This window comes from Roseburia sp. AF42-8 (genome assembly GCF_003435965.1).
In the GTDB taxonomy this organism is placed as follows: Bacteria; Bacillota; Clostridia; order Lachnospirales; family Lachnospiraceae; genus Roseburia_C; species Roseburia_C amylophila.
Genome location: NZ_QTVB01000048.1, coordinates 1 through 14427, shown reverse-complemented (window position 1 = coordinate 14427; position 14427 = coordinate 1). Strand labels below are relative to the sequence as shown.

Genomic DNA, 14427 nt, shown 5'->3' with positions numbered 1-14427 from the left:
TTTATGTTGCTACTATTTATATTTTAAAATTATTAAATTTTAAACTTTCGCAAAAGAAATATGCTATTCTTCTTTCTTTTATATTCATTGGTGAAGCCTTCCTATTTAATTTTATCAATGCATGTCTGCCTCTATTTGCAATCCCTGTCTTTGTCCTTTTAAATGCTTTCATACTTACTTTGGTAACTAAGATACAGCTTACATTAAGTCTGCTATCCTTTACCATTTCTCTTAGTGTAAATTTCATTTTTCTTGCAATTTCAGGTGTTCTTATAGGATTCGCACTATTACCCTTCTTTTATGGAAATTACAACCTGCCATATGCTCTGATTCAAATTTCAGGTGGACTTCTTGAATTGCTCTTAATATTCCTTCTTTTCAAAATCAAAAGGCTCCGCCGTGGCATGCCATTTCTCTATCAAATCGGCTCTTCTGCCACAGGTTTTATCTTAAGCTGTTTTATTCTGCTCATTGTTACCATAATCAGCTTTTATGATTCCATTCCTGACATGCAGTTCCTCTTTCTCCTCATTGCCCTTTTCCTGATTGGACTTCTGCTTTATTGCTGGTGGCGGTTCCGGATTACCCGTGACTACCGGGAGAAGCTGCGGCAGGCGGAGCTTAAGGCTTTACAGAATGAACTCATTGAGAAAGATAACCGCATCCGGAAATTAGAGGAAAATAATGATGCCCTGGCTAAGATTATTCATAAAGATAACAAGCTGATTCCGGCAATGGAACTTGCTGTCTGCGAATATTTAGAAGCTGGAACCACAGACGGTGATACCAGAAAGAAGGGCGAACAGCTTGCCAGCGGGTTAAAGACCATGGCACAGGATCGGAAAGGTACGCTGAACTCCTACCGCCATGATGAACACACTCTTCCGGTGACCGAGGTCTGTGTTTTAGATGCGCTTTTTACCTATATGCAGCAACGTGCCCTGGCACAGAACATCAACTTTTCCCTGCATATCACAGGCAATATTGTAAAAATGACGGAAGATGTCATTTCCGGGGAAGACCTTTCCCACCTTCTGGCGGATTTGCTGGAAAATGCTATGATTGCCATTGGTGATAACGAGGTGCGCAGCCTTTCTGCTTACCTTTGCCATAATGAGGACAGTTGTACCATAGAGATTTCCGATAGCGGAAATGCCTTTGATGTGCAGCTCTTTGAGGACTTTGGTCAGACCCGGCACACCACCCATAAGGACAGCGGCGGCAGCGGAATCGGTCTTATGGACATCTGGAAGATAAAGAAACAGTACTGTGCATCCCTGCACATCATCGAATATGCGCCGGGAACTTCCACATTTACGAAAAAAATTTCCCTGGTCTTTGACCGGAAAAATCACTATCTGATTCAGACCTACCGCCGTAATGAAATTGAACGGGTACATATGCGAAATGATATGTTTGTTTTACAGTCAGACTGATTTATGTTATGATGGAAGAACTTTTGAGAAGGTAAAATGTTACATGAGGTAAATGTTATGAGTCATGCACTGGTTATATTATGTGGTGGAAAAAGTACAAGAATTGGAACGGACAAGGCTTTGCTCCCTTTTGGGGACTGCTGCCTGATTGAATATCTGGTCCGGAAATTTCAGCCGGATTTTCCGAAAATCTACCTTTCTGTCCAGCAGAAAAATGATTATGCGCATCTGAATCTTCCGGTGACAACCATTGGAGACATCTATGGAAATGCCGGTCCGCTGTCCGGTATCTTCAGTGCACTTTCCATGATTTCTGAGGAACGTGCCTTCTTCATTTCCGTAGATACACCTTTTGTAGAACCGGCACTGGGGCTTTACCTGCTGTCACAGCCACAGGAGCATCCTATCTGGGCGATTGAGCGTGCCAATGACCAGCTGGAGACTCTTTCCGCAGTCTATTCTAAAAGCTGCATTCCGCAGGTGGGAAAAGCCATGCTCTTTCACCAATATTCCTTTAACCGGCTTCATGAGAAATGCAATGCCGGCTATATCCCGGAAAACGAGCTGGCAAATATATGTCCGGTTCCACTGAATGAACAATTTTTTAACATCAATACCCGCACCCATTATTATCATGCCTTAAAGCTGCTTTCCGAACGGGGAGAGCTTTTTGATGAAGACAGCAATCTGGAGCTTCCGGCAACAGGCAATATTGCTTCTTTTATTCCCGTGGTATCGCTGGTGGGGGATTCCATTATTGATAAAAAGACCTTCTGCATCCAGCTATTGGAGGCATTAAAAAAAGATGGCATTAAGGCTGCCATCTTTGATTCAGAAAAAGATTTTTCCAATATTACAAATGTAGACCTCATCCTCACCTGCGATTTAGAAGATGAAGACTGCTTTAAAATCGAGCTTTTGAGCAGTGAGTTAAATGAGACTCCGCTGCATCCCCTTTCCGGTCTTGTTGCTATCGCCAGTGATTTCGGTTACAAATGCGAAGAAGTTCCTTGCTTTGACTTCCGCAAGCCAAAGTCACTTCTTGGCTTCTTAAAGACGCTGATCCGCGACTATAGCCATTAAGTATCTACAGGAAACGGCAAAGCTCCGGCATCCAGTCTCCGATAAAAATTTCATCTTTGATAATTGCACGCCAGACTGGTGGAAAGAAGGCTTCCAAAAGAGTCATCACTTCCGCCCAGTCCGGCTCTTTTTTTCGCTCCCGCTTTAAGTATGCCGCCCATTTCCGCTTCATATAAGTATAATCCTTATAGTGAAGGACGGTATCCAGCCGGTCTTTTCCAAAGGCCAGCTCTCTCTTTGTTCCAACTTCAATAATCTGCTGCTCAACCTTTCTGCCATCTAACGCCTCTTTCTTTAAGATTCCATAAATTTCTTCATAGCAGGACAGGTCGTTGATTAATTCCATTTTCTCTAAAATTTCCACAAAATTCTCTGCCACAACCTGCTCATAAGGATATTGCAGAAACTTTATTACCGTATTCTTCTGTAAGAAAAATGGCAATTCTCCATGAGCAGGCTGCATCTGCTCGTCCCGAAGCTCCTGAAAACGCAGGGTAATGGGAACTTCATGCTCCTTTGATTTTGCCAGCACCTCTATCTGATAGCTTCCCGCCCTTTCTTTCTCTATCTGATAGACATACTCCGGCTTCCGGCTTAACACCTCTTTCATGAGCTGCCCTAACTGCATTTCCGTTAAATGCTCATCCTTTACCACCTGATAATAATAGGAAAGGGAAAAGACTCTCTTCCGGCGGTAATTCTCCACACCGAGGCTGCTGCCATTTCTAAGATAAAGCTTCTCTGCAAATGTTGATTTACTTATCTGATATAGAAAATACTCGGTTACTGCAGAAGGAAGCAGGTCCACAAAAGGGATTTGCAAGTCCTCACTTCTCTGCCGGATCAATGATTCTCTCAGTATGCACTCTGCCACTACAGCCACACTCCAATTCTGCTCTGAATCTTTGCCACAACCTTGCGGGCTCTGGCATATTCCATTAATTTTGCAATATCTTTCTTTGGCTCATTGATAAATGCCAGCAGCGCCTTCTTTAAATCCTCCCGCTCCAGACGTTCCTCGTACTTGAGGCAGTCACAGATAAGACGCTCTTTTTCATAAATCTTCATCTCGCCACCGGCAAAAGGAATGGCCGTTACACCAAGCTCCATGACTTCCGGCTCTGTATAATATGGTTTCACCACCGGGTATTCCATGCGGAACCTTGACTTCGAAGTATTCTTGCTGATGGCAATACTCCATTCATAAGGACGCTTCTCAATATAACCGTAATAGTAAAGGGCGCTGTCCATACATAAGATTCCATCCGGAAACAGTCCCAGAATAATTTCTTCCTGCGGCTTCTCTTCATACCCCATGGAATAATATCCACTCTTTACATGGTCAAGTATGCCGGCTTTCACCAGTCCCTGAATACTTTTATAGGTCAATCCCAAAGGATATAATTTTTCGGCTTTCACAATGCCATTATTTTCTTCTAAAAGCTTCTTTATCTCTTCAATGGTCTGCTCTTTCTGCTTCGCATTCATAGATATCGCTCCTTCGCATTTTTCTTCTAGTATAAGTTAATTTTTGCCGCTTGTCAATTTCTGTTGCAATTTGTCTTATATTTTTCAGTTTGTCGTTGTAAAAATCATTTTCTTGTCGTATAATTTATTTGGAACAATATTTAATGTCGCATATGTCTATTCGAATATACGCTTGTTTTTGATAAATGAGGTATTTATGCAAACAGAAAATACTACCCGAAAAAACCCTTCCCGGGAAACCTGCCAGAAGATTATCAAACGTATTCTGGTCACAGAAGTATTAGAAAAGGGCTGCAATGAACATTTCCGGCAAGCTTCAGATTTTATGGGATATTTCCAGTCCCTGTACCCTGCTTCCGATGCGCTGACCAAACAGGTGCAGCGTGCCATCAAGGCAATGGATATGCCCCGGGATGAGAGAGGTTACTTTATTGTAAATAAAACATCCGAGCAATTTGAGCAGGACAAAGAAATCAGCCGCCTGCTGCAATCCAGTGAAGCTTCTTTAAAAAGCCTGGAGGAATCCGAACCGGTACTGATTGAAGTACCAACCGAGCTTGCCGATTATCTGATGTATACTTTAAGTTCTTCCATCAGCTTAAAGGGACATTATGATACTATGGTAAAGGCTTATAATGGCATCATTATCTACACCAGGGAGCGCAGCCGTATCCTTTCCTACCTCCAGACTCTGTTATCCACAAATTGATGATAATTATCCAAATAGTGTGGATAACTCTGCTACGATAACAGAATAATAATGGATTTATCCACAAATTATCAGAATATAACTCGTCCTAACTTTAATGTCCAAGATAACGTAAAACGACAATATTTAAATTTAAATATTGTCGTTTCTTTTTATTCTTGTCTTTTTCAGTTGTTCTATAGCAATTTTCGAGACTATTTTCTTCTTCTGTGCCGTCTTCTCTTGCTGCGATAGTTTCTCTTTATAGTTTTGTAACGCTTATCCGGTCTGCTCTTTGAGAAATATTTGTGTCTGATAATATAGAAATTATCCGCAAATCTCCGAATCAGAAATGCTATGACCACAAGAGCTGCGACACCAAGAATTCCCAATAACACTTTCCAGATGTTTATCTGGAACTTATGCTTCGTAGTGGTCCTGGTTCCTGCTTCCGTAGAAATCTCTTCTGCTTTTACATTATCAAAAGAGAACGTATCTGCTTTTACTCCGGTGGAAACAATATCCGCACCGCCTACATCATGTCCTGCAAATGTATACCTGATATTTGCCAACACATCATCCGAAGTATTATCATAGCTTACTGCCGGCGCAGCTTCGCTGAATTCTGCACTCTTTGGCAGAACAATATTTCCCGCCGGGTCTATTTTTACAAAGGAGGAATTGGTATTGAGCATTCCTGTATCCATTTCTCCATTTTCAAGCCTTGTCTCATTCTGTGCTACATTATATAGCGAAAAGTTCTCAAAATAATAATTATACAATGCAATACTGTCTGTCCACTGCGCTGGCGACTGGGCATTCATAATGACACAGATAAGTGTCATATCGTCCTTTTCTGCAAAGGTAACCAGCGTACTGTTTGCCGCTGTGGTGTATCCGGTCTTACCACCTACACAGTATTCATATAGATACTGTCCTCTGGTTTTAAAGGCATGAATCATTTCATTATGATTCTGCAGATAGGTGATCTCATCATGCTTGTTGGTTGGTGGAATCTGATAGGTCTTTGTTGCTGTAATCGCACGGAAAGTCTCATTCTGGTAAGCCGCCTTTGCAATCAGTGCCATATCATAACAGCAGGTGTAGTGAAGGGTTGCATCCTCTCCCTCAGATAGTCCGTGTGGATTGTTAAAATGTGTATTCACACAACCTAACTCTGCCGCTTTGTCATTCATCATCTGAACGAAATTCTCAACGGTTCCGCCTACATGCTCCGCTACCGCATAGGCACATTCATTGGCAGACTCCAGCATGACTGCATAAAGGCATTCCTCCATGGTCATCTGCTCTCCCACATCCCTGGAGATTCCGGAACCATGGGTGTTATAAACCGCCTCTTTGGAAAATGTTACTGTCTCATCCAGCGAACAGTTTTCCAGTGCCAGAAGCGTGGTCATAATCTTCGTGATACTTGCCGGACAATGCTGCTCCGTGGAATTCTTATCATAAAGAACCGTTCCTGTGCTCTCTTCCATCACAATCGCATTGGGTGATTCGGTTTCCGGGTCCTGGGGCCAGTACTCTGCCGCCTTTACCTTTTGTGTGTTTATACCCAATAAGCCGACAAAACAGCACACTGCCAGTCCGAAACTTAATATTCTCTTTTTCTTTTTCATTTTCTGCTGCTCCTAAATCATTCTTACCTTTAAGTATATATCAATCCATTTCCATGGTGCAATACCTTTCCATTAATATTCACAATTCTCTTTCTTTTAAACCATAAATATGATAAATTGTTTTCGAAAGATATATATAAGTAGAAAGGATTTCATATTATGAGACTTCGCAATATCCCGGCGGCTGCGCCGGCTGTAGAAGCCAGTGACCTCTGTATCAAGGATGCCGCTTCCCATAAAGGACACTGGAATGAAATATTTGGAAATGACCACCCGATCCGCATTGAAATCGGCATGGGCAAGGGACGCTTTATCATGGACTTAGCTGCCCGGAATCCGGATATCAACTATCTTGGCATGGAACGTTACGAAAGCGTATTGTATCGCGGACTCCAGAAATTGGAAGAAAATCCACTGCCAAACTTACGCCTTCTGTGTGAAGATGCGGCACTTCTGCCGGACTTTTTCGAAAAGGGCGAGTTAGACCGCATTTATCTTAATTTCTCCGACCCATGGCCAAAGGACCGCCATGCCAAAAGAAGACTGACCTCCCGCCAGTTCTTAGAACGCTATGACAAAGTCTTAAAAGATGACGGACAGATTGAGTTTAAGACCGATAACGTAGGACTTTTTGACTTCTCCTTAGAAGAAATCGATGCTGCAGGCTGGAATCTGGACGCATTTACAAGGGATTTACACCATGATACTGCCATGAACGAAGGCAATATCATGACCGAATACGAAGAGAAATTCTCTTCCAGGGGAAATCCTATCTGCAAGCTGATTACTTCCAGAAATATTCCTTTATGACCTTTCCGATAGTGCCAGTGCACGGACACTGTCGGATGCATGACCCATGAGATGAACCATTTGCCTGAGCATCCGGAGTTGGTTTATCAGTGAAATTTTTATAAATTTTTCTTTTTTTATTGTGGCTTATCTTCTGAGGGTTTATAATACGTCGTAGCATAAATCATTGATACAATGTAAGGAGATGTATACCATGTACGAATTTACAGAAGATTGTTTGATTCATATTCCACAAATTGATGAGGAACACCGCAAATTATTCCAGATGATAAATGATGCTCTTTCCCTTGTTAAAACAACCGAGGATATTTCCGGAACTGCCCAGAGCCTGCTTCTTCATCTGAAGGATTATGCGAATACACATTTCGCCCATGAAGAGGCTTATATGGAAGAGATTCATGACCCGGAGCTTCCTCTTCAGAAAAAGGAACATGCTGAATTTGCTGAGAAAATCAATTCCTTTATTTTAGATAAGTCCTCAAAAGAGGCTGCCAGAGCATCTTTCGAAGAACTGCTTTCCTATCTGGTACGCTGGCTGTACCACCATATCTTAAGCAGTGATATGATGATTGGAAAAATGTCCGCAGTTGAAGGGACTTCCGAAGACCCATTTGCCTTTACGGACAAATACAAGACCGGCATTGACCTTGTAGATAAAGAGCACCGCCGTCTCTTTGAAATTATAAAAGAGACCAATGACCTGATTCAAAACGATCTGCTGCATGACAAATATGATGAAATTATGCGGCTTTTAGTGGAATTAAAGGATTATACACAATTTCATTTTGCTGATGAGGAAATGCTGATGGAGAAGATGCACTATCCGGAACTGGCTGCCCAGAAGCGTGCCCACACTGTTTTCGTTGAACGCCTGGTAGAAATTGACTTCTCAGAACTTGACGATATGGACAATAACCAGCAGACTTATCTTCTGGAACTGATCCAGTTCCTGCTGGGCTGGTTATCCAACCATATTATTGGTATGGATAAAAAAATTGCTGTCTATATGGACGAAATGAAAAAATAATAAACTGCAGAGCATACAGCATAAAACCGGCTTCCTGATATTAGACTTTATTCTAAATTAGAACGCCGGTTTTCTTATATAAAGTGTCTTTCTGTGACACGCTCTCCTTTTTCAAGATGAACGAAATTACAATCCCATTTTCCAGATAAAAGCTTTCTTATAATATTGCAGTCGGATGGCTCCACCGCCAGCTTCTTATTTAGAAGTTCTGCAGGTCTTTTCAGTCCATCTTTGGTTTTCTTTATATCATAGCTTTGCGTATCTATTAAAGTAATCTTCTCATAACCGCCATAGATTGTATCTAAAACTTCCATCCCCCGTTCTCTGCCATAAGCAGCAAGAACGGTACTGCACTGGCCTCCAATGGACTCCTTGTCAATTGTCCACGCTCTTGTCGCATAAAGAGAATTCTTATCCACATGATTCTCCAAAAGCTGGTGGATGCAGTCGTGGAAACATGGCATTACAAGTTCGGTATTCCAGCTCACAATCCCTTCCGTGCCCCGCCCGCACAATCCATAGGTGAGCAGGATTATATCCACATCCTGGTGCCTGTCAATCTCCTGCTGCAGCAGATTTCTTAATACAGACGGGTTTCTATGCAATCCACGTTGCAGATATACAACAGGATATGTTATATTTAATTGTTTTCTGTACTTTTCAATTTCATCCTGCTGCATTGCACAGGCAATCAGAATTTTCTTTTCCAAATGATTTCCTCTATATTTATATATTTTTCTATATCCTTTTGCATATAATATCTAAAAAAGGGTATGCCCTCATGAGATTCAAATCAAACTGCTTTTCCAGAAAGGCTTTGCTTTTTTCCTACCGTAAGCCTGCCCTGCATACTAAATTTACTACAATTCAAAGGTCTTTTAAAGAAGTAAAAAATATACTGAACAAATAAACGATATCTTCATCATTCCTTATTTACATCTACAGAACCTGCCACGGGCAGCTTCTTACGGATTTTTTATAACAAAAAAAAGCACCAACCCCATGGCTCCACGTCCACAAAATCGGTACTTTACATGCGCCACCAGGGGTTCGAACCCTGGACACCCTGATTAAGAGTCAGGTGCTCTGCCAGCTGAGCTAGTGGCGCATTGCTTAACGCAAGGACTATTATATAATAGAATTTATCGAATTGCAAGTAATTTTTTATTTTTTTTAAAAATTTTGTAAATTACATATTAGCAAATAATGCCGCAATTTCTTCCGGTGTCATCATATGATTCGGGTCAGAATTTGCCTCGATAACAGGCTCTGCTGCCGGTTCTTCCACAACCGGTTCTGACACAGGTTCCTCTTCCGTTATCGGCTCAGATTCTTCTGAAATAGCATCTTCTGTTACAACTGGTGCTTCTTCAGCTGCTGCATCAGCATTTGCAATCAAAGCTGCAATCTCTTCCGGTGTCATCATATGATTCGGATTGGAATTCATTTCCATAACCGGTTCATCAATGGTATTTACCATTTCTTCTGTAAATGCAGGTTCTTCCGGTTCTTCATCTGCAAATCCAAGTGTATCATCAAAACCAACTGGTTCTTCTGGTTCCGGTTCATTGTTTTCTTCTGCAGATCTGGTTTCTTCTGCTACTTCTTTTGTAGTCTCAGCTGCTTCGTCATTTCCGAATAAAGCATCTATATTTAATAAATCATCTTCTGCTAAATCCGGCATATCCTCTGCAGCTGTCTCCGGTTCTGTTGCCGGTTCCTCCGGCATCACTTCATTGATTGGGGCTTCCGGTTCTTCCGGCATCACTTCGTCGATTGGTGCTTTCGGTTCTTCCGGCATCACTTCGTCGATTGGTGCTTCCGGTTCTTCCGGTGTTACTTCCTCAACTGGTGCGGCTGATGATGGCTGTACCGGCGCTGCTGTATAAGCAACAGCTGGCGCACCATTTATTTTTCCAACTTCAGCTAATATGGTATTGTGGATGGATAATTCCATTTCTTTCACGAAAGCTGCCATTTCCTGCTGTTTTAGCAGAAGGTCTTTATTGGCATTCTCAACTATGATACGCTGCTGCTCTAACACGTTCTTCTCAAGATTATCCAGACGGTCGGAAAGATTAAATATCTGCTCTAATAATTTGTCGTTGGAATTCATCAATGCATCGGAATTTTCTTTGTTACGGCTTATGGTAACTTTGGCAATGGATTTCTGTGCATCTATGATGTCCTTTGTCGGTGAACCGGCTGCCTCTTCGATACGATCAAGCTGATCCGCAATATCTTCAAAAGATTTGCGGGTTACAAGATAAGAAGCTTTTTCTGACTTAAACAGATTATCATACTGTTCGTACTGGTCAATCTCTTTCTTATAATTTTTCTGGATTGCACTGGCAATCAGAATATAAATATCAGCCAGTGCTACAACTGTAAGTACAATCAATGCCACATAATTGGACGGATAGTTAATCATCACATATAATTCCCCTAAAACCAGCACTGTTAATACCAGTACAGCCGTCACAATTCTCAGATTGTAAGAATCCTTCTTTTGTTTGATGTTCTGCTTTGCTTCTTCCATTGTAAAAATCCTCCATGATTTTTTATTTTTCGCTAAATAGCAGGAGCAAACCGTAAAAACCTGCCACTATACTGGCAGTTCCCTGGATATGTCCTGCAGCCGGCTACTTACTTTCCCTGTAAGTATAATTAATTTTATTTTATCACAGGTAGAATTTTCCTTCAAGAAGCCTTTTCCAAAATAGAAATGAAAATTAAGATAGTTTGCTAGTTGATACCTTTACATATGAACTGATTTAAAAACTGATTTTTATCACATGGTCTGCCAAAAAGATAGCCCTGCAGATAATCAGCATATATTTCTTTCAGCTTTTGATACCACTCTTCTTTTTCTATACCTTCTATACATATTTTGATATCTACACTATGTACCAGTTCAACTATTTTTTTTAACAGCTCAAAATCCCTTGTTTGACTCATAGCTTTTGCTGTAAAATGATTATCCAGTTTCACATAATTAGGATTCATGTTTACAATACAATGTAGATTCGAAAAACCTGTACCAAAATCATCCAGAATAAACTGTATTTTTTTCTCTTCGAATTTCTTCCGAAGCGTATAAAAATACGGTGTCATATCCGTATATCCGCTTTCTGTCAGTTCCGCACACAGGCTCTCCGGCGGAAGATTATATTGTTCTATAGACGAAAGTATGTCCTTCCAGATATCACTTTTCATCATCTGAATATAAGATATATTTACATTAACCTTAAATCCCGGTATATACTGCCGCATTTCATGGCACATTGCCGCAGCTTCATTTAATACAAATCTTCCGGCCGGAATAATAAGCCCGGTTTCTTCCAGTAATGGTATAAATTCCACAGGCGAGATACTTTCTTTTTTTCCACCTGAATACATGGAAAACCTCATAAGCGCTTCCGCACCAATTATATTTCCCGAGGAACAATCTATAATCGGCTGATAGTATACTTCAAATCCTTCAAATTCATTTGTCACGGCACCTCGAAGTGCACTTTTTATTTTCTCTTTTTTTAAAAATAACTTATAATCTTCTTTTTCAAAAAATATACTCCGTTTCCTCCCATGGATTTTGCCTGTTTTAAAGAGAAAACCGCTATTTTACGATACTCGTCATAATATTTTAAAAGCTTCGTTGCATGAATAATTCCGGTAGATACTGTAAAAACCACCTTATATTTTTCAGAAATAATAAAATCTTCTATTTTTTTACATATTTCCTTCTGCAATAGCATAACATCATCTCTTGTATGGCTTTCCAGATCAACAATCATATACTCATCTGCAACAAGATGGTACAGCTGCTGGTTATCAGAAAGACATTCCTTGATACCGTCAGCAACACTTTTCAACACATAATTTCCATAATCTACGCCTAATGTACCATTAATCGCATTAAATCCATCAATCCCTATATGTATTAAAAATACTGACGAGCTGTCTTTTATATGGGAAGAAACAAAGGAATGCATTTCTCTTTCACCCAAAAGTCCGCTGACATTATCTGCCCACTGTATATTTCCAATTTCGTTTACACAGCCTATAAGATAATGAGGTTTTCCATCGTTATCATTGATTACCTTTCCACGGCAGTTAATCCATACCGGCATCCCTTCTTTATCAAGCCATCTGTAATGCAGATTGTGATTTTTTTCGTTTCCATCCGCAATCCGCTGTAAATGTTCCCTAATCATCGGGCGGTCTTCTTCATATACAAAATAGCGGACACTGTCGGCAGCATTATCAAATGAATTGCCCGGCATCTTAAAACGCTTCACCGCTGCCTGTGAAATGATAAGGGTATTTTTCTGTAAATCTATAATATAAAGATAGTCATCCATACATGGTGCAAATACTTCTATTAAATCTTCTGCTCCTATTTCCTTGAGCAGTCTGCGTATGTTTGTATCCATAGTATAAGTGCCTTTCTTATAAAATTTTTATACTGATAAACTTTCTATTCTGTGGTAGAAATTATAGCTGGAAATCATTATCGTATTATACTGTTTTTTCTGATTCTGCCAATTTAAATTTACGAATCATTTCACGCAGATTTTCTGATTCGCTGCTCATCTCCTGGCTGGCAGCTGCACATTCCTCAGATGTTGCAGAATTGGTCTGTACAACATCATTAATTTGTTCAATTCCTTCATTAATCTGCTGGATTTCTGTTGTCTGTGTTTCTAACGTTTCCGCAATATTTGTAACTTCTTCTGTAATTATTTTAGAGTTCTCTGCAACATCTTCCAATTGCGCCGCAGTCTGTCCTGCAATCACCATACCCTTTTCTACTGCCTTCACAGAGGTTTCAATCAACATTGCAGATTCTTTCGCTGCCTGGGCACTCTGGTCCGCTAACGAATTTACCTGATTTGCTACAACTGCAAATCCTTTTCCGGCTTCTCCTGCCCTTGCTGCTTCGATAGAAGCATTCAATGCAAGCAGATTTGTCTGGGAAGCAATTTCATTAATTGTTGCAATAATTTTGTCAATTTCTTTTGATGCTTCACTAATTTCATTCATGGAATCAACCATTTCATGCATCTTACCATTACTTTCTAAAATGGCATTTCCAAGCTCATCCACCCTTCCACTAATTTCTTTTGCAGATTTTGAATTATTTTCTACCTGTTCAAATACACCTGCAACTGTTGCTGTCAGTTCCTCTACTACTGCCGCCTGATTTGTAGCTCCATCTGCAAGATCATTAGAACTTGATGCTACCTGGTCTGCTGCATTTGAAACTTCATTGGAAACATTTTGAATTCCTCTAATCGTTTCTCCTATACTTTTTTCAAATTGCATAAAAGAATTTAAAATTCCGACAAAATCTCCCCGCCACTCTACTTCCGGTTTAACATCAAAATTTCCTGCTGCAAACAATTTCATTGCACGGTCAATATCGTCTACATAGCTTCCCAGGATACGGATTGATTTACGCATACTGTGTGCCAGTCTTCCAATCTCGTCTTCTGAACGATAATCCAGCGTACTGTGTAAATTTCCTTCTGTCAGTTCCTTTGCGACATCCTCAACTGCCCGTAAAGGTTCAAGAATTGTATCCAGGACTTTTTTACCTGTTTTCTTTGTCAGTGTCCATGCAAAAATTAAACACACTATAATACATACAATTCCTGCTGCAGCAAAAATAAATGTAGTTCTGGCAGCCCTGCTGCTCTCCTGGTCTGTTATATCATCTAATTTTATTGCGATTTCCACCGCTTTATTTAATGCAGGTGTGCAATCATTCATGATTTCATCAACTGCTTCTTCCTTATCACCACTTTTAATTTCTTCTATAATGGAATAACCAATATTTCCCCAATCCGAAAGGGCTGATGAATATTCCTCATAATCTGAGTCAGGAATAATTCCGGTTCCCTTTAAATTTTTCAGTTCAGAATCAACTTCTTTCAGCAGCTTTTCTACTGTTTTCTCATAACCGGCATATGAAGAAGTATCATCATCTAATGCCATTTCCCTGATATTTCTTGCTGCCGCATTCACATTAATTCTACATATTTTTACTGCCTGATCTGCTACAGTAACATTTTCTATATAATGTACCATATTAGCAAATAAAACACCTATGACCACTATAGAAAGCAAGCCTGAAATTAACATCATAATAATGACTTTTCTGTAGCCATAGTTTATCCTTTCCTGCAGATGCATGTTTTCTAATTTCCCTTTCATTTTATCTTTTTGTGAAAACATTGATTCTTATTTCCTTTCTCT

At 40.3% G+C, this 14427-nt stretch carries 13 protein-coding genes and 1 tRNA gene; 5 read left to right on the top strand and 9 right to left on the bottom strand.

Going from position 1 to position 14427, the window contains the following annotated elements; translation table 11 throughout:
• The first annotated feature begins 404 nt into the window (after positions 1 to 404).
• Both DW059_RS13380 and mobA read left to right on the top strand, forming a co-directional pair.
• Positions 405 to 1436, top strand: coding sequence for an ATP-binding protein (locus DW059_RS13380; protein WP_117699120.1), 1032 nt, complete (start codon positions 405 to 407; stop codon positions 1434 to 1436).
• A 36-nt stretch (positions 1437 to 1472) separates the two neighbouring features.
• The gene (gene mobA, locus DW059_RS13375; RefSeq protein ID WP_242986267.1) at positions 1473 to 2519 is read left to right on the top strand and encodes a molybdenum cofactor guanylyltransferase; all 1047 of its coding nucleotides are present in this window, start codon (positions 1473 to 1475) and stop codon (positions 2517 to 2519) included.
• 4 nt (positions 2520 to 2523) lie between these two features.
• Here mobA and DW059_RS13370 read toward each other — a convergent pair whose 3' ends face one another.
• A complete protein-coding gene (locus tag DW059_RS13370; RefSeq protein ID WP_147326057.1) occupies positions 2524 to 3393 on the bottom strand; it encodes a hypothetical protein in 870 nt (289 codons plus the stop codon).
• Complete coding sequence (locus tag DW059_RS13365; RefSeq protein WP_117699118.1) at positions 3393 to 4007, bottom strand: type IV toxin-antitoxin system AbiEi family antitoxin domain-containing protein; 615 nt, start codon at positions 4005 to 4007, stop codon at positions 3393 to 3395. Before DW059_RS13365 ends, DW059_RS13370 begins: the two co-directional genes overlap by 1 nt.
• 196 nt (positions 4008 to 4203) lie before the next feature.
• Here DW059_RS13365 and DW059_RS13360 point away from each other — a divergent pair, with 196 nt between their 5' ends.
• Complete coding sequence (locus DW059_RS13360) at positions 4204 to 4716, top strand: hypothetical protein (protein WP_117699117.1); 513 nt, start codon at positions 4204 to 4206, stop codon at positions 4714 to 4716.
• A 194-nt stretch (positions 4717 to 4910) separates the two neighbouring features.
• On the opposite strand, the gene DW059_RS13355 is transcribed toward DW059_RS13360, so the two are convergent.
• Positions 4911 to 6332 (bottom strand): D-alanyl-D-alanine carboxypeptidase family protein, encoded by a 1422-nt coding sequence (locus DW059_RS13355; RefSeq protein ID WP_117699116.1) that lies wholly within the window; start codon positions 6330 to 6332, stop codon positions 4911 to 4913.
• Positions 6333 to 6491: 159 nt separating this feature from the next.
• On the opposite strand from DW059_RS13355, the gene trmB reads away from it, so the two are divergent.
• On the top strand, positions 6492 to 7142 hold the full coding sequence (trmB, locus tag DW059_RS13350) for a tRNA (guanosine(46)-N7)-methyltransferase TrmB (RefSeq protein ID WP_117699115.1): 651 nt from the start codon (positions 6492 to 6494) through the stop codon (positions 7140 to 7142).
• Between the two features lie 193 nt (positions 7143 to 7335).
• Complete coding sequence (locus tag DW059_RS13345) at positions 7336 to 8169, top strand: bacteriohemerythrin (protein WP_117699114.1); 834 nt, start codon at positions 7336 to 7338, stop codon at positions 8167 to 8169.
• 74 nt (positions 8170 to 8243) lie between these two features.
• Here DW059_RS13345 and DW059_RS13340 read toward each other — a convergent pair whose 3' ends face one another.
• From DW059_RS13340 to DW059_RS13320, 6 genes are all read right to left on the bottom strand, one after another.
• Positions 8244 to 8879: a DUF1638 domain-containing protein gene (locus tag DW059_RS13340; protein WP_117699113.1), complete on the bottom strand. Its 636-nt coding sequence runs from the start codon at positions 8877 to 8879 to the stop codon at positions 8244 to 8246.
• A gap of 325 nt (positions 8880 to 9204) precedes the next feature.
• Positions 9205 to 9277: transfer RNA gene (locus DW059_RS13335), tRNA-Lys, on the bottom strand.
• A gap of 81 nt (positions 9278 to 9358) precedes the next feature.
• On the bottom strand, positions 9359 to 10708 hold the full coding sequence (locus DW059_RS13330) for a hypothetical protein (RefSeq protein ID WP_117699112.1): 1350 nt from the start codon (positions 10706 to 10708) through the stop codon (positions 9359 to 9361).
• A 206-nt stretch (positions 10709 to 10914) separates the two neighbouring features.
• Positions 10915 to 11667, bottom strand: a complete 753-nt coding sequence (locus DW059_RS16570) for an EAL domain-containing protein (protein ID WP_242986266.1) — start codon at positions 11665 to 11667, stop codon at positions 10915 to 10917.
• Positions 11668 to 11702: 35 nt separating this feature from the next.
• A complete protein-coding gene (locus DW059_RS16565; RefSeq protein WP_242986264.1) occupies positions 11703 to 12602 on the bottom strand; it encodes a diguanylate cyclase domain-containing protein in 900 nt (299 codons plus the stop codon).
• A gap of 85 nt (positions 12603 to 12687) precedes the next feature.
• Positions 12688 to 14406 (bottom strand): methyl-accepting chemotaxis protein, encoded by a 1719-nt coding sequence (locus DW059_RS13320; RefSeq protein WP_117699111.1) that lies wholly within the window; start codon positions 14404 to 14406, stop codon positions 12688 to 12690.
• Between the last annotated feature and the right edge of the window lie 21 nt (positions 14407 to 14427).